The organism is Aureimonas ureilytica DSM 18598 = NBRC 106430 (assembly GCF_000382705.1).
Taxonomy (GTDB): domain Bacteria; phylum Pseudomonadota; class Alphaproteobacteria; order Rhizobiales; family Rhizobiaceae; genus Aureimonas; species Aureimonas ureilytica.
Window position 1 is genome coordinate 1 of sequence record NZ_ARQE01000017.1, and the last position, 23,633, is coordinate 23,633.

At 64.5% G+C, this 23,633-nt stretch carries 28 protein-coding genes; 6 read left to right on the forward strand and 22 right to left on the reverse strand.

The window, feature by feature from the left end; all coding sequences use genetic code 11:
• From B146_RS29430 to B146_RS0122250, 5 genes are all read left to right on the forward strand, one after another.
• The coding region (locus B146_RS29430) for a beta strand repeat-containing protein (RefSeq protein WP_019998691.1) at positions 1-1,479 on the forward strand (1,479 nt) is incomplete at its 5' end.
• Positions 1,480-1,713: 234 nt separating this feature from the next.
• Positions 1,714-2,034, forward strand: a complete 321-nt coding sequence (locus B146_RS0122235; RefSeq protein ID WP_019998692.1) for a helix-turn-helix domain-containing protein — start codon at positions 1,714-1,716, stop codon at positions 2,032-2,034.
• Positions 2,035-2,139: 105 nt separating this feature from the next.
• Positions 2,140-2,460, forward strand: a complete 321-nt coding sequence (locus B146_RS0122240; protein WP_019998693.1) for a helix-turn-helix domain-containing protein — start codon at positions 2,140-2,142, stop codon at positions 2,458-2,460.
• 337 nt (positions 2,461-2,797) lie between these two features.
• On the forward strand, positions 2,798-5,029 hold the full coding sequence (locus B146_RS0122245) for a beta strand repeat-containing protein (protein ID WP_019998694.1): 2,232 nt from the start codon (positions 2,798-2,800) through the stop codon (positions 5,027-5,029).
• A 155-nt stretch (positions 5,030-5,184) separates the two neighbouring features.
• Entirely contained in the window at positions 5,185-6,741 is a 1,557-nt protein-coding gene (locus B146_RS0122250) for a class I SAM-dependent methyltransferase (RefSeq protein ID WP_162141968.1), read from the forward strand.
• A gap of 67 nt (positions 6,742-6,808) precedes the next feature.
• Here the strand turns inward: B146_RS0122250 and B146_RS0122255 are convergent, their stop codons facing one another.
• From B146_RS0122255 to B146_RS27110, 4 genes are read right to left on the reverse strand one after another with little or no spacing between them, the layout of a single operon-like run.
• A complete protein-coding gene (locus B146_RS0122255) occupies positions 6,809-7,174 on the reverse strand; it encodes a hypothetical protein (RefSeq protein ID WP_019998696.1) in 366 nt (121 codons plus the stop codon).
• Positions 7,152-7,646: a hypothetical protein gene (locus B146_RS0122260; RefSeq protein ID WP_019998697.1), complete on the reverse strand. Its 495-nt coding sequence runs from the start codon at positions 7,644-7,646 to the stop codon at positions 7,152-7,154. The genes B146_RS0122255 and B146_RS0122260 overlap by 23 nt, the downstream gene beginning before the upstream one ends.
• Positions 7,643-8,050, reverse strand: a complete 408-nt coding sequence (locus B146_RS0122265) for a hypothetical protein (RefSeq protein ID WP_019998698.1) — start codon at positions 8,048-8,050, stop codon at positions 7,643-7,645. Before B146_RS0122265 ends, B146_RS0122260 begins: the two co-directional genes overlap by 4 nt.
• 11 nt (positions 8,051-8,061) lie before the next feature.
• Positions 8,062-8,835 (reverse strand): N-acetylmuramoyl-L-alanine amidase, encoded by a 774-nt coding sequence (locus B146_RS27110; protein WP_155897664.1) that lies wholly within the window; start codon positions 8,833-8,835, stop codon positions 8,062-8,064.
• A gap of 769 nt (positions 8,836-9,604) precedes the next feature.
• Between B146_RS27110 and B146_RS0122280 the strand changes: the two genes are divergently transcribed.
• Entirely contained in the window at positions 9,605-9,856 is a 252-nt protein-coding gene (locus tag B146_RS0122280) for a DUF6894 family protein (protein ID WP_019998700.1), read from the forward strand.
• 114 nt (positions 9,857-9,970) lie between these two features.
• On the opposite strand, the gene B146_RS29215 is transcribed toward B146_RS0122280, so the two are convergent.
• The 18 genes from B146_RS29215 to B146_RS0122365 form a co-directional block, all read right to left on the reverse strand.
• On the reverse strand, positions 9,971-10,165 hold the full coding sequence (locus B146_RS29215; RefSeq protein WP_155897665.1) for a hypothetical protein: 195 nt from the start codon (positions 10,163-10,165) through the stop codon (positions 9,971-9,973).
• Between the two features lie 16 nt (positions 10,166-10,181).
• A complete protein-coding gene (locus B146_RS27115) occupies positions 10,182-11,069 on the reverse strand; it encodes a phage late control D family protein (RefSeq protein WP_244498208.1) in 888 nt (295 codons plus the stop codon).
• 192 nt (positions 11,070-11,261) lie between these two features.
• Positions 11,262-11,450: a tail protein X gene (locus B146_RS0122295; protein ID WP_019998702.1), complete on the reverse strand. Its 189-nt coding sequence runs from the start codon at positions 11,448-11,450 to the stop codon at positions 11,262-11,264.
• Between the two features lie 32 nt (positions 11,451-11,482).
• The gene (locus B146_RS0122300) at positions 11,483-11,917 is read right to left on the reverse strand and encodes a phage tail protein (protein WP_019998703.1); all 435 of its coding nucleotides are present in this window, start codon (positions 11,915-11,917) and stop codon (positions 11,483-11,485) included.
• Between the two features lie 3 nt (positions 11,918-11,920).
• A complete protein-coding gene (locus tag B146_RS0122305) occupies positions 11,921-14,068 on the reverse strand; it encodes a phage tail tape measure protein (protein ID WP_019998704.1) in 2,148 nt (715 codons plus the stop codon).
• 3 nt (positions 14,069-14,071) lie between these two features.
• On the reverse strand, positions 14,072-14,527 hold the full coding sequence (locus tag B146_RS0122310; RefSeq protein ID WP_019998705.1) for a phage tail assembly protein: 456 nt from the start codon (positions 14,525-14,527) through the stop codon (positions 14,072-14,074).
• A gap of 3 nt (positions 14,528-14,530) precedes the next feature.
• The gene (locus B146_RS0122315) at positions 14,531-15,049 is read right to left on the reverse strand and encodes a phage major tail tube protein (RefSeq protein WP_019998706.1); all 519 of its coding nucleotides are present in this window, start codon (positions 15,047-15,049) and stop codon (positions 14,531-14,533) included.
• A 26-nt stretch (positions 15,050-15,075) separates the two neighbouring features.
• A complete protein-coding gene (locus tag B146_RS0122320) occupies positions 15,076-16,302 on the reverse strand; it encodes a phage tail sheath protein (protein WP_019998707.1) in 1,227 nt (408 codons plus the stop codon).
• An 81-nt stretch (positions 16,303-16,383) separates the two neighbouring features.
• The gene (locus tag B146_RS0122325; RefSeq protein WP_019998708.1) at positions 16,384-16,614 is read right to left on the reverse strand and encodes a hypothetical protein; all 231 of its coding nucleotides are present in this window, start codon (positions 16,612-16,614) and stop codon (positions 16,384-16,386) included.
• A 3-nt stretch (positions 16,615-16,617) separates the two neighbouring features.
• Positions 16,618-17,139 (reverse strand): hypothetical protein, encoded by a 522-nt coding sequence (locus B146_RS0122330; RefSeq protein WP_019998709.1) that lies wholly within the window; start codon positions 17,137-17,139, stop codon positions 16,618-16,620.
• A 10-nt stretch (positions 17,140-17,149) separates the two neighbouring features.
• Entirely contained in the window at positions 17,150-18,388 is a 1,239-nt protein-coding gene (locus B146_RS29220; RefSeq protein WP_155897666.1) for a glycine-rich domain-containing protein, read from the reverse strand.
• Positions 18,389-18,400: 12 nt separating this feature from the next.
• Positions 18,401-18,706, reverse strand: a complete 306-nt coding sequence (locus B146_RS0122335; RefSeq protein ID WP_019998710.1) for a hypothetical protein — start codon at positions 18,704-18,706, stop codon at positions 18,401-18,403.
• Entirely contained in the window at positions 18,706-19,155 is a 450-nt protein-coding gene (locus B146_RS0122340; RefSeq protein ID WP_019998711.1) for a hypothetical protein, read from the reverse strand. The genes B146_RS0122335 and B146_RS0122340 overlap by 1 nt, the downstream gene beginning before the upstream one ends.
• On the reverse strand, positions 19,136-19,315 hold the full coding sequence (locus B146_RS0122345; protein ID WP_019998712.1) for a hypothetical protein: 180 nt from the start codon (positions 19,313-19,315) through the stop codon (positions 19,136-19,138). The genes B146_RS0122340 and B146_RS0122345 overlap by 20 nt, the downstream gene beginning before the upstream one ends.
• A 9-nt stretch (positions 19,316-19,324) precedes the next feature.
• On the reverse strand, positions 19,325-21,682 hold the full coding sequence (locus tag B146_RS0122350) for a hypothetical protein (RefSeq protein ID WP_019998713.1): 2,358 nt from the start codon (positions 21,680-21,682) through the stop codon (positions 19,325-19,327).
• Positions 21,683-21,691: 9 nt separating this feature from the next.
• Positions 21,692-22,327: a phage tail protein I gene (locus B146_RS0122355; RefSeq protein WP_019998714.1), complete on the reverse strand. Its 636-nt coding sequence runs from the start codon at positions 22,325-22,327 to the stop codon at positions 21,692-21,694.
• Positions 22,324-23,244, reverse strand: a complete 921-nt coding sequence (locus tag B146_RS0122360; protein ID WP_019998715.1) for a baseplate J/gp47 family protein — start codon at positions 23,242-23,244, stop codon at positions 22,324-22,326. The genes B146_RS0122355 and B146_RS0122360 overlap by 4 nt, the downstream gene beginning before the upstream one ends.
• The gene (locus B146_RS0122365; RefSeq protein WP_019998716.1) at positions 23,241-23,630 is read right to left on the reverse strand and encodes a GPW/gp25 family protein; all 390 of its coding nucleotides are present in this window, start codon (positions 23,628-23,630) and stop codon (positions 23,241-23,243) included. The genes B146_RS0122360 and B146_RS0122365 overlap by 4 nt, the downstream gene beginning before the upstream one ends.
• Positions 23,631-23,633: the final 3 nt, after the last annotated feature.

Sequence of the window (23,633 nt, forward strand, 5' to 3'; positions counted from 1 at the left end):
GTCGACGCGGCCATCAAAGCCGGCACGTTCACCAGCGCCTACCAGCACTTCGTCCAGTTCGGTCAGTTCGAAGGCCGCGTCGCGACCCTCTCGAACGGCACGACCATCACGGGTCCGTTCGCGAACTCCGGTACGGTTCCGGGCGCCGGCAACACCTTCACGCTCACGACGGGCGTCGACAATCTGGTTGGCACGTCCGGCAACGACACGTTCCAGGGCATCCTGACCAGCGGTGCGAGCAACACGATCAACACGTTCGACTCGATCGACGGCGGCGCAGGCACCGATACGCTGAACCTCGTCGTCGGCGGCAACAACGGCATTCCTGGAAACGTCTCCATCTCGAACATCGAGATCATCAACCTTCTCGGAAACGGCAACGCTGTTTCGGGTGGCGTTGACGCGCGTGTATTCGGTACGGCCGCTCAGCAGATCTGGCAGGTCAACAACGAAGCAGCCATCACGAACCTTGCAGAAGGCCAGACCGCTGGCTTCCGTGACATCGCAAACGAGCAGGCTTTCTCGGTCGGCTATCAGGCCGCTGCGGATAACGCTTCGATCGCTCTCGAAAACACCACGGTCGCAGAAGCTGGCGAGACCGCCGAAACTGTCATCACCGTGACTGGCCGAGGCCTCGACTCGGTGACGGTCTCGGGTAGCCTGGCGACTGCGGAGATCGCTGACGACGCCCGCGGCGAACTCTACGGTCTCGACTACGACTCCATCGGCACCCTCAACCTCAACATTGATGGCGCCGGGGGCCCGACAGGCATCGAGACGCTGAACCTGTCGCTTTCGACGAACACGATCATCGAGGTCGGAACCGGTTTCGGCAATATCGAGACGATCGATGCGTCCGGTTCGACCGGCGGCCTAGTGGCGTCGCTCATTGGTGGGACTAGCGAGATTGCGCTCTCCTCGATCATCGGCGGTTCGGGCGATGACCTGGTAATCACCGGCACGTCTCGCTACACCAACGACGTCACGATCGCGCTCGGCGCCGGCGACGACATCATCGTAGTCACGGCCGAAGAGCTTGGAACCGATGCCGACGCCGTGCAGATCACGCTGACCGGCGGTGCGGGTTCCGACCTGTTTGCGATCGGTGGTGGCAACGTCGTTACCTCGACGGAAAACAATGTGACCTCCCTTGTGGGTAACAGCATTGTCATTACCGACTTCGATGCCAGCGACGTCCTCAACCTCGCGGGCTTCACCGGCTTCACAGCTCAGAACCTTGTGAATAACGCTGTGTCGGGTGCAGACTCGTTGGCGGAAGCCGTAGCGGCAGTTGCCAACGTAACAGCTGGAGCGGGAGACGTTACGAACGTCACCAACTACGCTCAGTTCACCTTCGACGGTGCGCGCTACGTCTATGGCGACGTTGCCGAGGGCGGCCTCAACGGCGATCTACTCATTCAGGTGACAGGCGTTGCGTTCACGGCAGACAACGTTATCGGGACGCCTCTCTCCGTCTGATAACTTTCCACTCGACAAGCTTTGAATGAAGCCCGCCGTCTTCGGACGGCGGGTTTTTTTGCGTCAGACGCGGCGCCAGCAAACGTCCCGTTGTTTTTCACCAGCGAAGAGAATAATCGGCGAACAGGAAACGCTGGATAAGATGTTTGCTTGGGGTAGGCACTTAGCTAAAAAGGCTCCATCCTCGACCGAATACCGGCCCCTGCCGCATCGCGACGCACAACGAGTCTACGAATGGCCGTTCAAACAATCCTTCAGGACCCCGAGCGGCAGCGCCTCCGCGAGGAAGGCGGCGCATGGCTTCAGAAGATGCGCTTGGAAGCCGGCCTCTCTCAGCGCGAACTGGCGAAGGCTCTGGACGTGAAGTACCTCTCCTTCATCTCGCAGATCGAAGCCGGTCGCGGACGCGTTCCCTATGAGCGCTATCTGGATTGGGCCAACGCCCTGCGCATGGACCCGCGTGAGTTCGTGGCGACGCTGATGTCCTACTATGATCCGATCACCTACGAGATCATTTTCCAGGACCCGCGCCAGAGCGGCGCGACCGCCGTTTGAAAGCGTAGCCCCTCGCCTTTCGGACCAGCGCCCCTTCGCGCGAAGGCGCGACCGAAGCCTGACACCGGCAGCGCCGTCAACTCGCACCGACAAGGGACACGCCGAATGGCGACCAAGGGAAAAGACCAGGAAGCCGAGAAGGAGCGACTCCGCAGGGAATGCGGTGCTTGGCTGCAGAAGCAGCGCGAGACCGTCGGACTGTCACAGGCGGAGTTTGCGAAACTGGTGAAGTTCGAGTTGAAAACCTTCGTGTCTCAGGTCGAGACCGGCAAACGTCGCATCCCCCAGGAGCACTACCATGACTGGGCGCGCGCCCTGCGCATGGACACCCGCGAATTCGTCGCGACGCTGCTCTCCTATTACGAACCCATCACCTACGGAATCATCTTCAAGGATCGCCGGCCCCACGGGATCATCGGCGGCTAAAATTTTTCCAGAAGAGGCCGAGCCTGTCCCGGGCCTGAGGAACCTTAGGATTTTACCGGTTTCACCCTCCCCTATTGCGGCTTAAGCGCCACACCCCACCCACTGACCCTCTGCGGCAGGGCTTGCCGGACTACAGTAATCCCTATACATCGGACACCGAGCAGGGAGAGCCCCAACCGGGGTGCTTGGAGTGGGGGGACACCCAATCCAGATCTGCGCGTTCGGACGCTATTTCATCGCTCGTTTCCAGCGGCGCGGAGCGATGAGATGGCGGCCGAGACACTGAGCAGCCATGGGGACCGGCGCCGGTCCCGACCTACGACAACGGAGACTCCAAATGTCGAACACTATCGGCTTTGACGAAAGCTTCTACCTCTCGCAGAACCCGGACGTCGCTGCGGCGGTTTCCCGTGGCGTTTTCGCGAGCGGCGCGCAGCACTACCAGCTGAACGGCCGTTTCGAAGGCCGCAACCCGAACGCCTTCTTCAACACCTCGTTCTACCTGGGCACCTACCCGGACGTGGCGAAGGCTGGTATCAATCCGCTCACGCACTTCCTGAACAACGGCGCTGCTGAAGGCCGTTTCGCGAACGCTGCTGAGAAGAACGCGATCGACCTGAACAACAACGGCGGCGCTGACGACTTCAACGAAGCCGCCTACCGCACGACTTACTCGGACGTCGATGCGGCGATCAAGGCCGGCACGTTCAAGAACGCCTACCAGCATTTCGTGCAGTTCGGCCAGTTCGAAGGTCGCGTCGCGACCCTCGCGAACGGCACGACTGTTACCGGCCCGTTCGGCAACGCTGGCGCCACCGGCTCGTCGCTCGTTCTCACCACGGGCGTCGACAACATCGTTGGCACGACCGGCAACGACACGATCACCGCAGACAACACCGGCACGACCGCGCAGTTTACCATCGCTGACAGCATCAATGGTGGCGCTGGTAACGATACCGTTCGCGTTTTCGTTACGTCCACAACGGACGTCAGCACGGTCCCGACCTCGAACATCACGAACGTCGAGACGCTTTACGTCAATGGTGGCACGCTCAAGAACGGCTCGACGTTCGATGTGTCGGCAAACGCTGGCATCACGACTGTCGCTGTTGATAGCCCCGCAGCTCTTGCTGACGGCGATGCCTTCACGTTCAAGGCGACCGCCTCGCAGGCGGTTTCGCTGACGAATGTCAAGGGAACTGCGGCTGGCACCACGTCGACGATCAACCTGAACGGCGCGACCGCTGCGACACTAAACAACGTGTCCACGGACGTTACGCTGGACCTGACCTCGGCTGGCACGGCTCTCAAGCTGACCGCGACGGGCGCTGCGAGCACCATCACGCTCGCCAACACCGGTGCGAACCTCGCGACGCTAACACTCGCGGGCGACAAGGCGCTCTCGATCACTGAGAGCCTCGCTGCGCTCAAGACGATCGACGCTTCGGGCTCGACGGGCGGCGTGACGATCGATCAGAGCGGTATTGCTGCCAATAACGACCTGAAGTTCACGGGCGGCACCGGCAACGACACGGTGATCTTCAAGGCCGGCGCGCTCACCAACACCGATACGCTCGATGGCGGTGCGGGCACCGACGTTCTGCGCATCAACGACACCACCACGATCAACTATGCCGGCATCAACAAGGCCGTGAACTTCGAAACGCTGTCCCTCGGCACCGACGGTGCCACGGTTGACGTATCGCAGGTTACGGCGCTCAAGAACTTCTCGGTCGATAACGCCGGGACGACGAAGTTCACCAACGCGACCAACGCAAACAACTTCAACATCAACACCAGCGTTGATGTGACGGAAGTTTCCATTGGCAACGCTGTTGGCCAGTCCACTGCCAACGTTACGCTGAACAACTCGGCTTCGACCGCTGCAAATCACACGGTCGCCACGCTCACGCTCAGCGGCGCGACGACGGTCAACCTCGCTTCGACGAACAATGGTTCGGTTGCTAACACCAACACGATCACCACTTTCGCGAACGCCGACAACTCGAATATCGTCGTGACCGGCAACGCTGGCCTGACGTTCACCGTTGCAGGTACCACCACTGGCTCGAAGGTCGATGCATCGGCGTTCACGGGCGCCCTGAACGTGACGGGTTCGGCGAAGGCCGACATCCTTATCGGTGGTTCGGGTGCGGACGTTATCAAGACGGGCGGCGGTGCTGACACACTGACGGGTGGCGCTGGCGTCGACAAGTTCGACGTTTCGCTCTCGGTGAACAGCGGCCAGACGATCGACTCGACGATCACCGACTTCTCGAAGGGTGAGTCCATCACCTTCGCGAACAAGGGCGCGGAAACCTTCACCAGCGCGAAAGTGGACGTCTCGACGGCTACGACACTCGATGGCGCAGTGACCCTCGCAGCAGCTGGCGATGGCGGGACGAACGGTCTCGTCAAGTGGTTCCAGTACGGTGGCGACACCTACGTTGTGAACGATCAGACGAACGGTGCTTACGCGGCCGCGACGGATTTCGTCGTCAAGCTCACCGGCACGCTCGACCTTTCCACGGCGACGTTCGACGCAACGGGTAACGCGCTTACCTTCTAACCTGATGTGGCGGGCCAACCGCCGCTTTCGAGTGTAGACAATGGAGGGCTCACCGTTAGGTGGGTCCTTCTCCTTTTTGGTAGAATTTCAGTTAGAGCATTGCTGATACGTAAGATTTGTCGGATGGTAAAAAACCACAAATCATCGGATCAATGATGTCACTTTCGGTCGCTTGGTCATCCGGCTATGTTTCGGAGCTGGCTTACACCTTCGGTTTCTATCGCGAACTGTCGCCCCAACTGCTGAACTTCTCGGCGACCGTTTACGGTAACTCGGCGACGCAAAGCGAAAGCACCTCACGCTTGCAGATTTGCGAACTTGGTTGCGGCCAAGGATTCACGGCCAATATCCTCGCGGCGGCAAATCCTCAGCACGATTTCGTAGCGATCGACTTCAACCCGACCCAGATATGCGGCGCTCGTACATTGGCTGCGGACGCATCGCTGGCAAATATTCGCTTTTCCGATCTCAGCTTTTCCGAGCTATCTTCCAACCCGGATCTCCCGGACCGGTTCAATATCATTGTCTTGCACGGCATATGGTCGTGGATAAACGACACGAATCGCTCGGCCATCTCAGCGTTCATACGAAGCAAGCTCGACGTTGGTGGACTTGTTTACATCTCCTATAATGCCTTGCCGGGTTGGGCAGGGGGGATGTCGCTGCGTCGTCTCTTCGTCGATCACGCATCTCAGACGAATGGTCCGATTACCCCGCGCATTGAAGATGCACTCACTTTCGTTGATCGATTGAAGGGGTCCGGCGCTAACTTCTTCCGAGCTAATCCTGGACAGGTCGATCGGTTCGAGCGGATCAAGGCACAGGATCGCTCCTATCTCGCACATGAATATTTCAATCGAGATTGGGCGCCCTTCTATCATGCGGACGTTGCGGCAGAATTGGCAGAAGCGAAACTGACCTTTCTCGGCTCGGCCGGTCTCTTGGAAGGCGTAGACGCGGTCAATCTCACACCGGAGCAGAGCGCGATCCTCGCCGAGATCGGCGATCCTGCCAAGCGCGAGACGGTGAAGGACTTCATCGTCAATCAGCAGTTTCGACGCGATATTTTCGTTAAAGGGCCCTTGCCACTCTCGCCGCGTTTGGCGCGCGAACAATGGCTAAATCAGCGTTTCGCCCTCTCCACGCCTCGCGATGACGTTACGCTCACCGTGCGCGGCACGCTTGGCGAGGCTAATCTGGCTCCAGATGTCTACAATCCCATTCTGGACTCGCTGGCAGCCGGACCGAAGACGCTGCGGCAGATGGCCTCCGAGCCGGCGATCGACAAGCTCGGCTGGAATCGCGTGACGCAGGCGTTGACCATCCTTGTTGGGGCGAACCATTTGCAGCCCTGTTTGCCGCTTAAGGATGAAGGTAAGCGTCGAACCTCCACTCGCGCTTTCAACCGCGCGGTAATGGAGCGGGCGCGCGATAGCGCCGACCTTGGGTTCTTAGCCTCGCCCGTGACGGGCAGCGGTATTCCGGTGGACCGCTTCTCTCAGCTTTTCCTTCTCTCTGCCGAGATTGGAGCCAAACGCGCAGACGACTGGGTGGAATTCGCGCTCGGCGTTCTCCTTGCGCAAGGTCAGCGGATCGTGAAGGACGGCGCGCCGCTCAGCACCCCTGAAGAGAACCGAGCTGAACTTCTTTTGCGCGCTAGGACGTTCGAAACGAAGGCCCTGCCGGTACTAAGAAGCCTTCAGGTCGCGTGATGCTTTGCATTGCGACACGAGAGCAAGCTCCAACCCGCGATGACGACAAAGGCAGAAGCCGAGGCTTTTAGGGCGCATGCCTAATCTCATTTGCGAGCCGGCGAAGGTAAGCCAGCTCGGCTTGCTCGGCCGCCTCGCGGTGACGTTCGTCTTCCTCCATCCGATCGTTGATGCGATCGAGCGTGTCGCGGATCGCGGCGAGGGTCTGGATGAGCGTGTCTTGCGTCAGCCGGTCGGCCGTAGGCGTGACGGCCACGAGCGCCGTCGCGGTGGATCTCGCCGTCTCCTCGCTTTGCGCCGTGCTCTTCAGCGCCTCCCGCCGCCCCCGAAACTGGCTCCACGCCATGAATGCGCCCATGACGATGGCAAAGGCAATGGCACCGGCAAGCTGCGCCCAGGGGTGCAGGGTCTCAGTGCCGGGAATGGGCTGCATCGACGCTTCGACCCCTTACAACGCTTGGCATCTTGCCGACCTCATACGAGCACCGGACGGTGCTGATGACCTCGCCCACAAGGAAGGCGAGGTAAGAACCGGCACCGGTCGCGGCGAATCCGACCGCCGCCCAAAAGCCCATGAAGATGAACCACCAGAGAAGCGCCGAGGCGAAGGCCATCCAGCGCCGCGCGATCGGCGAGGAATGCCACAACCCGTTGTAGCCGAGCACGGCGAAGCGGATGAGCGCGAAGCCCATCACCAGCCAGCCCACGGCGTTCTCCGTCAGCCCGGCCGCCGTCACCATGCGATCCATCATGGCGTAGGACGGCGAGAGGGCGAACGTGTCGGCCGATTGCGCCAGCGAATAGCCGAACAGGAAGGCGGCCAGGGTGCAGACCCATTCCAGCGCCTTGGCCCTCAGACTGTCCGCCAGATGCCCGCCCGCCTCGCGGACGAAGACGGCGATCATTGCGCCGTCCTGTCTCGCTCGGCAGAGGCCGGCGAGCTGCCGATCGGCTTGCGCGCGCGCAGCCGCCCCCAGAGCGTCAGCGCCGGGCCTGACACAAGCCCGATCAGCGTCACCCACAGCATGATCACGTCGAGGATGCGGCTTTGCAGCTCGGCCGCGATCGGCACCCCGATCAGCGCCGCCGTCGCGCCGATCGCCGACAGGAGCGCGCCCCAGATCACGCGCGAGCGCCACAGCGGCTCGGCGTTCGTGATGTTCTGGAGCGTGGGGTCCAGCTCGCGCAAGACCGCATCTCGCGCAGCCGAGACGGCTTGGGGCTCCAGGGCGATGGAGGGAGACGCGGCGGCGGCCTGGAGGCCGGCCACGACGGCGGCCGAGACGGCCTTGTTTGCACGATCACGCATGTCCGGTCCTTTCAGGCGTCGAGGGTAAGATATTTCGAGGCGACGAAGCCGAGGACGCCGGCAGGCGTTCGGACCTCGCTCCAGCCGCGATCGTGGTCGAGCACGGCAAGGCGGGTGCCGCGCGGCAGCTTGCCGACGATCGCGCCATCCTCCGTCTTGCGCAGGTTGAGGACAGGAGCCGTGACGATCGCCGCCAGCTCCATGGCGTTGGCGTCAGGCGCCTTCGCCTTGCCCTTCGGCTCCACCGTCGCCCGATTGCGCGCGCCATCGAGGGCGGCTTGCACGTCGCGCCGGAACCGATCGCCGACAACACGCGCTCCGAACACGGACGGATCGAAGGCGAGCCGGGCGATGTCCCATTTGCCGCGCTGACGGATGCCGAGCGTTTCTTGAACCTCGGCGTGGGAGAGCACGGTTTCCGGCGTGACCGGGATCGCGTAGCGCTGGCACAGCTCGGCGACGATCTCCGCACCAGCCGCCCATTGCTCGGCGGTGGTCGGATGCGATCCGGGGTTCCACGGGTTTACCTTGGCGCCGGCCATGGAAGCGAGGGAAACGCCGATGGAGCCCGAGTTGCAGCCGAGCGTGTGGGCGGCATAGTTGCCCCGGATCGGCGCCTGGTTGGCCAAGATCGCTAGATCCCCGCGCACCACGTTGCCGTCGCCCTCCACGATCAGGTGATAGTGCTGACGGTCGAGGATGGAGGCGACATGCGCCCCGCCCGTCCAGTGCAGGATGACGCGTGTCATCGTCGCGGCGGGAAGCCACGATTTGGGAAGAGACATGGAAGGTCCAGACATGAAAAAGGCGCCACACGGGCGCCGGATGAAGAGATGTGGTGGGTTGTCGCAGTAAGGGGAAACCAGCTGGCGAGAGGTTTCGTAATCCTGCCTTACGGTTCATATCCTCTTAGACCGCAGTCCCAGCAGACAGTGGTTGAAACTGCGCCGCCCGACTCGTCCGTCAGGCGGCGCAGTCATTTCCAGCCGACACTCGACAAATCTTTTGTGCAGGCCAGACCATGCTGCGCTGGTCCTCCACCCGGCGAGCTGGCCGCGCTATTGCGCCAAAGCCAGCACGAGAGTGCGGCAAGCCCCAAAACTGCCTTTCGCGGCGCTTGGCCTCGTGAACAGCTTGCACCCATGCCTCGCCGGCGTTCACGAGCGTGATCCGGTGATAGGGCTGACGGTCGAGGAGGGAGGCAACATGCGCCCGCCCGTCCAAAGCATGATGACGCGCTTCATCGTCGCGGCGGGAAGCCATGCTTTGCGAAGAGATGTGAAAGGTCCAGACGCGGAAAAGGCGCCACACGGGCGCCGGGATGGACGGTCAGGGAAAGGAGGCGAGCGTTAGTTCACCAGGCGGCGTGGGACACGGTCTCGCGGATCCGCTCAATCCTCGGACTAACTCCCTCTGAGCGGATCAAGGCGCTCTCCATTCATCCAGACGTTTCGTGCCGAAATCAATTGCCCGCGTAACTGTACGGTTTCGCACCTACCGCACGTCAGCTGCGACGCACATTTAGCGAAAGACCGACGCTGAACGGATTGGAACATGCGGTTTTATCTCAACATGCGCTTACGTGGCACTTTGATCGATGACCCCGACGGTGAAGAATTCGCCTCTCTCGCTGAGGCGCGAGAGGAGGCTGTTCAGTCCGCTCGCGAGATCATGGCGGAGGCGCTGAAATCCGGGCGCCCTTTGGGCGGGTGGACGTTTGAAATTTCGGACGATGCAGGGAATGTGATGTTGACGCTGCCGTTCGAAGAAGCTCTGCCTCAGGCGCGAGAACATACCTTGGTCTAACTGGCTCAAAGATGATGACAACCGAGCCCGTCAAATTGGGACCTTGAGAGGCCTTATGCCGATCCTATAAGGTTCCCGCACTCGTTCCAGGGTCACGCCGATCGATTGGCCCGCTCAGTCCTTGGTCGGTTCAGCATCGATCGCCCGCCTTCGCAATGCCGGTTTCGATCCTGTGTTGAGCTTGATACGCCCAAGCCCAAGGTCAAACGCAGCTTCCGCATCCGTCAGATGCACCACGCGGGCCTTGGGTACCGGAGCACCATTCACGAACGGCACATCATCGGACACGTCATAGGCTCTCGTCGTCATCTCCATCTCCATAGTTTCAAATGGGGCGCGGGGTTGGGATCGGAACGGAACTTGGCGCTGAGAAAGTGGGGGCGGATCGTCTGTCCTTCCCCGCCTCACCCTGCGGCTGCTTTACCTCCAGCGAAGTGGTGGCCCCGCCGCTCCGGCTCGCCCTATGGGTGACGGACACAATCCGATAGGTGCCATCGATGCCAGGCCGCGCACCGGACAGGATCAACGTGCCCTCGGCCTGCGCCGAGGGTTCCAGATCCATCTCGATCGAGCCGTTGCCGCCCTCGCGCTCGGCCTCCGCTTTGCGTCCCTGCCCGATCGCCTTCGCCTCATCCGCATCGGCGGCGTCGAAGCGTCGTTCCTCGCTGGCGGTCTCGCCCTCCCCCGCCTCGAACGCGACGTCCGACACGACGAAGGCTGCCGCCTTGCGGTCGAAGGCCCGGATACGCGCTTGTTTGAATCGGGGTCGGCCTTTCACAGGGTCGAGTCTGACCGAGATGACCTTGCCGGGGATGGTCGCATGAACCACCGGCATGGCCGCGCCACTCGCACTCAACCCTTGCCCGCGCGCAGCGAACACCGCGACGCCGCCGCGCATCTTGAAGGTCGCCCCCAGTTCCCTGCCAAGTTTCGTCGCCCAGCCGAGAAACGAAGCGCCGTCCGGAGACCAGTAGCCGCGCCGGATGGCGCCGAGCCCAGGATCGACCACGATGCGCGATAGCCCGGCCGCCTTGGCCCCTTTTTCGAGCGCCTCGCCAAGCGTCGCATCATCCAGATGCCAGCGCTGCCCTTCCTTCGCTTTCCCTCTGGCATCGCGCCCCTTGGCCGAAATCTCCAGGAGCCGCCCGCCGCCGCGTGTCAGCGTCCACGGCGTCGAGTCCACGACGCCCTCGAACACGAGGACGCCGTTCATCGCGACGCGGACCGTCGCGCCGTCCTTCGGCAGAAGCGCTTGTCCGCTGCTGTCGTCGAAGGTCAGGCGGCAGGTGTCCGACGCCGTGCCGTCCCGGTCCGCGACCTCGATTTCCATGAGATACGGGCGCATGGCGCCGCTAGCGTCGCGCCCATCGATCCACACGGTCCATTCCACCGACCAGCTCATGGATCACCCGTATAACGAGACAACGGCGCGCGTCGCCGGTTGAGTCGGTCGGTCCGGTAGCAACAGCACCGTTCCGGGTGGAAGATGGGGGCCGAGCTCGGCCAGGCCGGGGTTGAGATCAAGCGTCGCGGTCAGAAGCAAGCGCGCCAGCTCGGCGCCGAACTCCGCGGAGAGGATCTCGTCCAGCACCATCGGCCGTCCGCGTGTGGTCAAACGTGTCGGCATCACAGGAGCCCGAACAGAGAGATGAGACTGCCGAGCAGCGCCGGGCTCGCTCCCGCCGGATCGACCTTCACGAGCGTCAGCGTGTGCTCCAGCATACCGCCGATGCCGCTTCGGCCGAGCTGCGCGTGGCGTTCGCGGATCTCGGTGATCACGAACCAGCCGAGCATTCGGCCATCACCGCGCATCACCGGCAGCCGCTGGCCGGCCCGACGCAGGCCATGCAGCGTTTCCAGCTCGGTCAGGCCGCCGATGCGCTCGGGCAGAAGCTGGCCCGAGAGCGTGATCGTGTCGTCGCCCTCGCCCATGAACTCGCGCACCGGCGGGCTGTTGCGCAGAAGCGGTTTCACGGCGAAATCGGCCGAGGCCGTGCGCTCCATCTCGTCGATCGAGAAGGGCGCGGTGTCGAGCGCCACGGCGCCTACAAGATAGAGCATGGGTCAGTTCCCGAGATCGGCGTTGAGGTCCTCGAAGTCCTCGGCCCGGCGCTGGGCGTTCAAGGCCGCACCCTGCACCGCGCCCGGTAGCGCTTGAAGCGACTGGTGAAGCCGGTCCACTTTGGCCTGCGCGGCATCGAGGCCGGACGTGTCGACCTGCGGCGTCGCCGTGACGGACAGGGCCGATCGAATGTTTTCGCCGATCTGCCGTGCTTGGGTCGTCACCTGCCCGCCGCCGGCCGCCACTGCTGCGGCATAGGCCTCCAAATCGCGGCGGGCGGTCTCCGGCAAGCCGGCAGAGAGATCGGCCAGTTCCGCCTGCGCATCCTTGAGACGCTTGCCATAGTAGGATCGCGGCAGGCCCCTCGCTTGGTTGAGATTGGCCTGTTCTTCACCGACGCGCTCAGCCGCTCCGATGGCGCGACGCACCGGATCGGGGCCGCGTCGCGGCGGCTGCGGTGGCATGGTGCCGCCAAGCGCCCCGATCGCAGCCCGTGCCTGCACAGCCTCGATCGGGTTGGACGACGTGGCGCGTCCTTCCCGGTCCGATTGGTCTCGAGCCAGCTCGACCTTCTTTTCGGGCGACGGTTCCGGTGCGGGGGCACCACCCAGGAACTCGGGAACCTTGATGGTGAAGCCCGAGTCCTGTTGCTGGCGCTGGTACTCGGACAGGCCCCAGCGCTCACCCGTTGCCTTCATGCGCTCTTCGTCCCGCATGTACCCGAGCGGATCCTTCACGAAGGCTACGATGTCCTTGGCTTCCGTCGCCGCCGCCTTGACCGCCTCTGTGGTTTCGTTGATGAGGCCGGCCAAATCCTTGAAGAAGGTGCCGAGCGTCGAGCCCTTGGTGTCCATCTGCAGGAGATTGGAGAGATCACGGCCCAGATCGCCGACAGCGGCCTTCGCTCCCTCGACATCCGACCAATCGATTTTGGCCTCCAACGACTGCAAACCTTGGCCAATCTCGCCGATCAGCGTGCGCAAACCGTCCAGCCCGTGCTTCAAGGCCGGTAGCCCCATCGTGCCGGCGTCGATCGTCAGTTCGCGAAAGGCGTTCTTCACGAGCTGCCATTGCGACCAGAAATCATCGAGCTTCAGCTGGTAGGCCGTGTCGAGGGAGTTGGTCCACTTCGCCTCGTCGGCGGCGAGCGCCAGGTTGCGCCGATATTCATCGGTGGCCTCGGCAAGGCGCAGGATCTTACCGGCATGGTCTTGCCCGACGAACGAGGACAGGAATTCCATGCGCTGCTCCGCATTCAATCCCTTGATGCGGTCGAGCATCTGCAAGAGGGCGCCGTTTGCGTCCTTCCGGACCGCCCGCGAAAACTTCTTGATCGGCCCCATGTACTTTTCGAAGGTCTTCCGGCTCTGCCCGGTCAGGGTCGAGGCCGTCAGCATCTTCGTGGATAGGGCGTCCATGGCCGTCGACGCCACTTCGGACCCCATGCCGAGGTTCAGAAGCGTCGAGCCCAGCGAGAGCGTCTGATCCATGTTGAGGCCAAGCGTCTTCAGCGACGCGCCGGTACGGTCGACAAAATCGACGATGTCCTTTTCGTCGGAGATGCCGCTATCGGCGAGCGAATTGGTCAAGTCGAAGACGCGCTTGATGGCCGTTTCCGATAGGCCCATGCTGGTCTTGAGCTTCGATGCGAAGTTGCCGACTTGCTCGGCAGGCATCTCGAAGGCGTCGGCCGCTTTCACCGACAAGGCCGCGAACTGCTTCAGTTCGTTGATCGGAATGCCCGCCGCCGCGCCGCGTTCGTAAGCGCCGAGAATCTCCTCGATCGGCACGGCGAGTTCGCCGGAGGTGGAGAGCGCCTTGATCTCTTCGCCGAGGCGTCGCGTCTCTTCAGCCGAGGTCCCGGCCTTTTTCTGAATGCCGGTCATCGCCGATTCGAAGTCGGCCGCCGAAGAGATGACCTGACCCGCCGAGAGCGCGCCCGCGACCGGCGCTAGGACACGCGCGGCGCCGGCCACCATCATGCTCTGCGCGCGCCCCGCCCCGACCGCCTCGTCCGCCGTCATGCGCGATTGACGCCCAAGGGTGCGCTCGCGGCGCTCCAGCCGATCGAGCGCCCGGTCCACCCCACGGGCTGGCCCGGACACGCGGTCGGTCAGGCTGAGTACCAGTTCGCTCGAAAGACGGGCCATGAACTATCTCCGGTCGAACTCGGGCGCGAGGCTGCGGGCGATGAAAAAGGCGATCTCGCTGTCCACCCACCGCAGCGCCCGAAGGACGCCGATCGGCACGTCCGCCATGCGGGCGTGCATTTCGAGTTCCGTGATCTCGCCGCGCATCACCGCCTCGACATCCTCGAAAGCAGGCGGACGGAATAGGAGTCGATCGATGCGAACGCCGTCGATCGAGAACGGGTGGCGCAGGGGAAACGCCGGGTCAGTCGGCACGGCATCATAGACCGCACCGCTTCGAACTGTTTCCGGCGTTGTCGCCGGTTGCGCCAGAGGCGCTTGAGACGGCGAGAGGGCCGTTGTTGGGTCTGGCGGGGTCCCCTCGCCCGCGTCCGCCGTCCGCGCGTCGCTCACCGCGCGCAACGCATCGAATGGTGTGGCTCGAAGGCGGGCGAAGGTTTCGTCCCGATCGTCCACCATTGCTTAGGCGCCCAGCGCGCGGCGCTGGTCCTCGAACAGGGACTTGCCCATGAACCGGGCCTCGCGTTCCCAGAAGTCGAAATAGCACCATTCGACATTGTCGAGCAGGAACTCGAAATGCACGACCTCTGCGAAGGCGTGATTGCAGCCCTTGAACTCCTTGGGGTCGCTCTCGTCAGGCTCCCAGCTGGTGATGCAGCCTTCGATGATCCCGCGCGCGGCCCGCGTGACGCCGGCCTGCTTGTCGACATAGGAGGCGGCGAAGGTCCACTTGTCCCGCTCGCCCATGCCGCGGAACACGTCCGCGTCGAGGCCGGCCGCCTTGAAGGCGGGTTCCAGCTTCTCGATGCGGGGCAACGTGAAGTCCACCTCCATGATGCCGCCGCCCGGATTGTGGGGGGCGACGACGCGCTTGATCGGCGGGATCGTGAGCGTCGTGATCGTGTTCGCCCGGCTGAGACCGGTCTGCGTCGCGCGGCGCACGTCGACGGCGGTCAGGATGAGAAGCGGCGCTTGAGCCATGATGAAGTTCCTTTGGCGTGCGCCGGTCAGGCGATGGTGTTGAGACGGGCGACGATGTCGGCAACGAGGCCTTCCACGGCCGGGCGATGACGACGCAGATCGATCGCGGCGCGCTTGAACGCCGGCGCCGGCTCGATGCCGAGATCGAGCTTGATGCGGCCGAGCCGGATGCTCTCCGGCGAGTTCTGGTCAGGAATGAAGACCCGGCGATCGTAGCCGAGGATGTCGCCCGCCGCCTTGTGGTCGCGCAGCATGAAGAGGATCGAATTGACGTAGGCTTCGACCACGTCGACCGTGATCTTCTGGCCGAGGAAGCGCCGGGTGATCTCGATCAGCTTGACCGTGATGTAGTCGGCCCCGCGCACTTGGTGGATCTGCTTCCAGAGTTCGCCCGTGTCGGTGTTGTCGGTGCCGATATAGGTGAAGCCGCCTTCGGCGATGGCGCCGTCCACATTCACCTCGCCCGGCACGACGATCGACACCTCGGCATCGAGCAGTTGCTGCCCTTCGGTCGAGCCGTCGAACAGCGAGAAGGCGACCGGGCGCGATAGACCGGCGAGGCCGTAGAGCGCGCGGTTGGCGATCGGGTCAAAGGGCTTTCCCTCGTTCTCGTTGTCGACGCGGGCGAAGAGACCCAGCACGCGCGGACCCATCGGCCGCGTCACGAGGTTCGTGCCCTCGTAGACGCGCGCCGCCATGCCGATCGGCAGGAGGCGCTGCGAGTTCATCGTCTCGCGCGCCGAGATGGCTTTCGCGGCCGTGGTGTCGTCGACGTCCACCGGCGCGACGGCGAGCAGCTTCTCCAGCGCCGCCGGCAGCGCGGCGACGATCGGGTTCGTGGTCACGCCATCGGCGCGCCAAGCAGTGCGACCGGCCCAGACGAGGCGCGGCGTGGCGTTCACCTGCGAGGGGATGTCGCCGACCTTATCGAGCGCCGCCACGATGTTGGCGACGGTGTCGGGCACGCTCGCGCCCTCGGTCACGCGAACGACGGTCGCGTCGGCGCCGACGTTCAGGCCGGTCAGCTGGGCGTTGATGCCCGACACGGCATCGCGCAGAGGGCCGGTGCCGAGCTTGGCGACGATCGCGGCGTTGCTGGTCGAAAAGCGAACGGCCTTGCCGAGCGGGAAGGTGGCAGCGTCGGCGTCGGGGCTCGTCTCGATGAGCAGCATCTTCGAGAAGTCGGCGCCGGCGGTCGGCACGGGCTCGTCGTTCGGGCGCGCAACGGACATGCCGAAGATCGGGTTCGACATTGGAGGGTCTCCAGGGGATGAGGAAAAAAAGCCCGGCGAGAGGACCGGGCTCGGAAGGGGTCAGGATTGGGGGACGAAGCGTCAGCGCCAGCGGCGCGCCCGGATCCAGAAGGGCAGACCGAGCAGGAGGACGCCCGCGCCCATGGTCAGCGCCATGGGCCAGCCAGCCGCGTCCGCGACGCAGCGGACGAGTTCCCAATCCGCGCCGAGCTTGGCGGCAGTGAGGTCGGCATAGGCGAGATCATGGAGCGCGCAGCAATGCGCCCAGGAGCCCTCCGGCCAGCGGGTGCAGTAATCGGTCGGCGACGTCATGGATCAGGCCGGGAGGCCTCGCGCGATGGCGGCGCGCCGGTCAGTGGTGAGAATGCCGACCGAGACCAGGAGATCGAGGCCGCCGAGGTTCCGCTCGTCGCCGAGGTCGACCTCAGTCAAATGCCGGTCGCGGACACGATCGAAGAAGACGCCGACGACCTTGCGGAGCGTCGTCGCCGCCGGATCCTCGCCGTCGGGACGGGCTTCCGAATATTCGACGATCGCGACCTCCTCGAAGGCCGAGAAGGCGTTGCGGAACTCGCTCGGCGTGAGCTTGAGGCGAAAGGCCGGCTCGGGTGCTGGAGGATCGACGGACGGCGGGGTTGCGCCGCCGACCTCGACCACGCTCTCGCGCGTCTCATCCGGCGTGAAGGTTTTAGCCTTGCGGTCATAGCGGGCGCCCTGCGGCGTGTCGGCGGGGCATTCCACCCATTCAAACTCGGACGGGAAGAGGCCGGTCGGGTCGAAGGGGATGGTCTCGAAGACGACGTCGCCGACGAGGCGCGCGAAATGCTTCTCGATCATGGCGTGTTCCTCAGTACCAGATGATTGCGCAGCCGGGGCCACCGTTGCCGGCGAAGACGGTTTTGCCAGCGAAATATGCACTGCTGGTCATGTCGAAGACGCGACCCGCACCGCCGCCGCCTACGCCACCATCTCCCTTCATCGTGTTGGTGACGAGGAAATCAACCGCGCTTGTCAGACCCGCAGCGCCTCCACCGAAGCCGGCAAGAACTTGTCCGAGGTCGGTAGCGTTCGATCCGCCGCCCGCACCCGGACCGCTAGGCCACCCCCTGATTGTGTCGGCGACATCGTTGAACCAACCGCCGCTCCAACCCCGAATTTCATCAATGTCCCACCAATCTTCGATCAGTGGGACTTGAACATCATATTCGAGACCGTTCTGGGTGCTGCCGGTCTTTCCAATCGGAACAAACGGTGAAGCTCCTCGTCCAAGGAACATACGAATAACACGTTCGTATTGGTAAATCGTGAACGAGTATTTCGTACCGGGACCCATAGATCCCGCGCCGAAGTTCATATTCCTGGTGTTGCTCGTATTGTTGACGAACCCGTCCGATCCGTCTCCACCCCAACCACCGCCCGAGCCAGGAAAATTGCCGCTGCCGGCGTTATCCCACACGGCGTCACCACCCCTTCCGCCGTTGCCTCGCGGCCCACCGGAAGCGCCGCCCCCACCGGGGGCGAGATAGGGTGCCGAGACTGAGCTTATCTGAGCGTTCGCGAGCCTGTTCCAGTTACTTCCCCCGGTGCCCCCGTTGGCGTTGAATTCGCCACCGGAGCCAACGCCGCCAACCGCTCGAATGGGTGTGGTGCCAGAGGCCGGATTAACGGCGCCAGCCCCACCCGTTGCCGTTATCGATGTTCCGTTAAGGGTTGCGGTCGTTGTTCCGCCATTGGCGCCAGCGGCCATCCCCGGCGTGTTGTTGGCCGGAACGGCGTAGGATGCACCGATCCCGGCTGCGCCGACCGAACCCGTGATAAGACCGCCGTTGGCGTTCTGGAACCGGCGACGAGCGAAGCCACCGCCCGCACCACCGCCCGGAGTGGCGTCAATTTGCGTTCCGGAGGCCACGCCACGGATAGCACCGCCGCCGCCCGCGCCGAAGACCGCAACGTCACATTCGCTCACGTCATTCGGCAGCTGAAAATTGAATGCGCCAGACGTCAGGATGATGCGGCGGCGAGCATATCCGTTGCTCTTCGTCACAGCCCGACCGACGATGGCGGGCGCGGAAAGGGAACGTCCCATCGTGTGGCTTCCTTATTCCTCGATCCCGAGCACTTGCACGGCGATGCTGTTGGCGGTGTTGGTCTGGACGTAGACACGGCATCCGGCCGTGAGGACGAGGCCGGTCCGCTCGAGCACCTGGCCTGGGCCAAGCAGCTGGCCGGTCTCGAGCCAGTGCGCGACGCCCGGAACCGTGCCCGGCGGCGTGATCGCGATCTTGGCCGTGTTGTTGGCGGTCGCCGCGACGTTGACGGTCACGGCCGCCTTCTGGCCGTCCGGGACGGTGTAGACGAGCACGGCATCGGTGTTGCCCGGCGCGGCGAATGCGGGAAGTGCCATCAGGACGCTCCGAGGAAGACGGTGGCGGGGGTGATCTTCTTGAGCGTCGCGAGCCGCGTCGCGATCTCGGTGATCGCCGCCTGCACCGTGTGCCCGGTGACGCCCGGAACGGTGTCGCGAAGCTGGATCGCGTCGGCGTAGACGCCGCCGGCGACGAGCTCAATGTAAGCGTCGGACACCGCCTTGAACTCGGCTTCGAGCCGCGTCAGGTCCGCCCGGCGCGCTTCGATCTCGGCGGTGATCGTGGCCGTGACGGTTTGCAGCGCGGACGTCTGCAGCGCGTCGATGATCGCCTCGAGCGTCGCCTTCTGCGCTTCGAGGGTGCGCAGGCGCTCGCCGATGCTCTTGAACACGGCGTCCCAGACCTGCGGACTGAATCGCAGGTTCGGCGGCGACTTGTAGTCCGCGAGCGGCGACGGGATCAGGACGTCAGTCGAGCTGCTCGACATGGGCGATCCCCTCCCAACCGTGCTCGTCCGTGATCGCGCGCAGCGTCGTGCCCGCCATGCGGTGACGGTCGCGCGGCAGGAGCTTGCGGTCGCCATGCGGTATCGGCGCCGCCAGCGTCACCTGGTAGCGCGCCTCGTCGATGATCTCGATCGGGTCCATGGGAGCCCCTTATTTGGCGTAGAGGGAGGCGTTCTCGACAAAGCAGACCGACTGCACCGTGGTGGTGGTCTGGTCGATCTGCAGCTGCGCCGAGGTCGTCGCCGGCACCGTGAAGCTCGCCGTCACCAGCCGGCGCGTGGCCTTCGAGAGGTCTCGCGACATGGACTGGATGGTCGGCGTGTAGGTGGTGGACCCGACGATGATCTTCGGGTCGACGTCGTGCAGGAGGTCATCGAACTGATCCATGGAGAGCTCGACGTCGATCTTCGTGGTCGCAAAGCCGAAGTTCAGCACCTTCGTCACCGCCCGCGCCGTGCCGCGCGGTCGCCGCGCCATGGCTCTCGCCTTGGCATCGAGGACGATCGCCGGCGCTAGGCCAGACGTGCCGATCATCGTGAGGCGCAGAGCACAGAGCGCCGGGAGGCCGCGCAGCGGGTTCGGCTTGTCGGCCGTTTCGGGTCCGAGCGTTTCCCACTTGTCGCTGCCGCTCGGCTTTACCTCCCACATCATCGACGTGCCGTCCGGGCACCAGCCGGCATAAAGCAGCTTGATCTCGGTCATCCCGTTATCGAGCGTGAGCGGCTGGAACTCCACCACGACCCGGTTCACCGAGAACTCGGCGCCGTTCACCCGGAAGCAGAAGTCCTCTTCGGGCGAGCCCTGGAACCACGCCTGATCCGTCGACCAGAACAAAGTGCCCTCGGCGTATTTGGCGCCGGTGACGGTGGCGAGCGAATAGTTGCCCGTCGTAACGGTGACCCAGGCATAGCGCTTGCCCGGCTCCAGATAGCGCGGCGTGAACGAGAACTTCGTCCAGCCCTTGGCGATCTGCGCCGGCGCGAGCGTCGACTTGGCGATCACGCGCTCGAAGAGCGGCGAGCCGGTGTTCGACACCTCGCAGAGAACCAGCGTGACCGCGCCGTCCGTGTCGACGCGATCGAACTTCAGTTCCACCGACGTCAGCACCATGGGCTGGGTCAGGAGGAACGTCTGGCCGTAGACGGAGCCGTTGATGCCGAAGGTCTCGGTGACGTAGTCCCAGAAGACCTCGGTCCACGAGGACACCTGGATGGACTGCGCGGCGTAGATGTTGCGCCAGCCGGTCTCGCCGACCTGGCTGTTGTGAACGATGACGTCGTTCGCGGTGTAGGACGATCCGTGGACCTGATTGAAGATCGAGGTGTCGATCGCCTGCCCGGCGAAGGTGGCGTCGATCAATCCGATCTTCTGGAAGGTCTCGCCGTTCGCCTGGAACGTTTGCCCTTCCCGAGCCGTGCCGATCTGCGCCCATTCCTTGACGTTGTCGCACATGGCGACCGTCGGGCCGTAGGAGACGGACGAGCGGGCCACCTCGCGTTTGATGGCGTTCGTGACCGTGTGAACCTGCTGCGAGATGTTCTTGGTCGAGCCGGAGCCGTCGACCTCGATCTTGGCCTTCTCCGTCCAGGCCGGCATGAGAACGTCGTTCTGGATGCGGATGCCGGTCTGAGCTGGGTTGATGACTTCCAAGCGGTTGTCGCGCTCGGCCGCCCACTGGAAGCGCACGCCCTCCTCGATCCGCGCCTCGAACAGGGCGTTCGTGATCGCCCACTGATCCTTCACCAGCGCGGCATCGTAGAAGTAGGCGCGCGCCTCGTCGGGCAGGTTCAGAAGGCGGCGCACCCGCGCGTTGTCGCGCTGCAGCTGCTGGATGATCTCGCGCCGGGGGAAGTCCTTCAGCGTCGCCTGCAGGTTGGCGAGGTCTGTCTCCAGCGTCGTGGTACGTGCGATGGCAACCAGCATCTGGCCTTCCAGAACGCGCACCCGGCCCTCGACCTCGTAGAGCGTCTTCACCCGCGCGTCGGGGTTGCTCTCGATCGCGACGATGCCGGTGGACGCCAGGCGCACGAAGCCGATGCAGCAGTTCGGGGCGACGATCGCCGGGCGCAGCGGCGTCGGCGAGGCGATGCCCTGTTGCACGGTGAACTCCACCGTGCGCCGATCGATCTTCGGCACCGGCACCAACACGGTCGCGCCGGTCTCGACATCGGTCTCGACATAGCGCTGCTCCTGCAGGAGCTCGGTCACGCCGCGCGCGAGGATCGCGACATAGCGCTCGTCGCCCACCACGAGCGGCAGGTGCGGCATGAGGTCGATATCGGCGGGCGCGTCGAGATCGTAGACCACGGCATTGGCGAACAGGAGACCCTGCGACACGCGCACGCGCCCGCTGGAGGGCGTCGACACCGTGAAGTTGGCATAATGGTGCGGATAGGCGATGGCGCCTCCCACGATGTTCTCGTCGCCCTCGCGCGCGGCAATCGAGATGGCCTCGAAGTCCGCCGGCTCGGCAGACTCCGCTTCCGAGAAGCGAATGAGCTTGGTCATGGCGATCCTTTAGAAGCGGACGCGAGGGACGTAGGCGCCGAGACACAGCGAGCCGTCGAGCGGTGGCGCATCGTCGAGCCGCAGCATCCGGTGGTGGGCGAAGTCCGAGCGATATTCGGTGGCGTCGCCCTTCGAAGCGGCGAGCGCCTGGAGACAGCGACGGATGGGCTCGCGCGTCGGGGTGCGAAGATGGCCCTGGCCCAGCCAGCCACGACCCATGACAAAGGACCGAGGCGGCCGCACGGTCGCGACCTTGACGAGGTAGCGCGCCGCAAAGGCCGGGTGGCCGATCGGCGTGCGGCCGATGCGGGCGCGGCCGAACACGAAGCGCTTCGGATAGGTGATCCGATCGAGGATCACGCCGTCCACGAAGCGGATAAAGGCGTCCGGCCCGGCCCGCGTACCCTTCAGAGCGGCAAGGCCGTTCCGGGCGGCGCGCACCATCTCGCGCTTGCGGGCCAGCGGCCAGTCCGCGAACCAAAGGTCCACGGATTCGCTCGCGGCGAGGAAGGCGAGGAACGCTTCGGGCGTGCGGTCCGGATCGAGGAGATCGCGGATCGGGATCGGCAGCGTGTCGGTGAAGGCCTCGGCCAGGGCGCGCTCGAACGGCGCGGCCTCGTTGTAGAGGATCTCGTCCGCGCTCATGCCCGCACCGTGGCCTCGACCGTGGCGCCGAGAAGCGCCGGGATCTTGTAGGGGTCGGCTGCGATAACGACCGGCGCGAGGTCCTCGACCTCCAGCACATTGACGTTGCCGAAGGCGATGCCCCGGAAGAAGCCGGTGGGCACCTCGCCACCGATGACGCATCGCGCCTCGGCGGCAGCCTTGGCGCGCGACAGGATATCAGCTTCCACGAGCGCCTTGTCCGGACCGGGCCGAATGTCGAGCCGCAGCCGGACACGGTACGGGACCGGCGTCGCGGGCAGCACCGACACGGCAATCGCCTCCGGCGCCACATGGGACGCGAGGCACGCGGCCTCGACGAGCGCGAGCTCGGCAGCGGTCGGAGCGCGCCCGCCCGGCCCGGCCACCACGATATGCGTGTCGCCGCGTCGCTTGTGGACGGCATAGCCATTCACCCGCGCGTCGCCCATCTGCGGCCAGGCGGTCCATGCCTCGTAGAGGAACCGATCCGCCGACCCGGCCGAGCCGCGATCGAAGCTCAGCAGATAACGGCGCGCGAGCGCGGCGTCGCTCTCCATCACCACGGCGCTGGTCGGCGTCGCCGCCTGGAGCACGAGGCGCTGGACGTTCTGGCGCGCAACCAGCGCGTCGAGGTCGGCGCCGGCCGCCGTGGTCACGAAGACCGAGCGGACGACATCGTTGACGCGCTGGCGATCGAGAAGGCGCAGGAACGAGAAGACCCGGCCGAGAATGGCGACCGGGTTCGCCTCGAGCTCGCCGATCGTGAAGGCGGGCAGCGTCGCGTCGCGGGCGCGCTCCTCGGCCCAGGCCAACAGGAAGCGCTCCTTGAAGGCGGCGCGCAGCGTGGCGGGAGTGAAGGTCTCGATCGCCGCCGGCAGCGGCACAGCGGACAGGTCGATCGCGGTCGGCGCTCTCATTCCGTCACCCCCGCCGTTCGCCCAAAGCGCAGCCCGAATGTCCTGACGCCCTCCACCGAGGGGTCACCCAAATGCGCACGTGGCCGGAACTCGACCTCGATCGCGAACTTCGCCACGCCCTGCCGGAGCTCGTCCACGGTGCCGCCTGGCGTGATCCGGCGCACCCGGAAGCGCGGCTCCCAAAGGTCGATCGCCGCCGCCATGAGCAGCATCAAGGCCGAGAACAGCCGCGCATTGAGATGGCGGCCGAGCAGCTCCACGAGGCCGGCCCCCAACTCGCGCAGGAGCACATGCGAGCCGATGCGCGAGAAGAACAGGATCTCCACCGACTGCAGCGCGCTCTGGTAGTTCGAGAGCGGGGCGCCCGTGCTTCGGTCGAAGTCCATGGG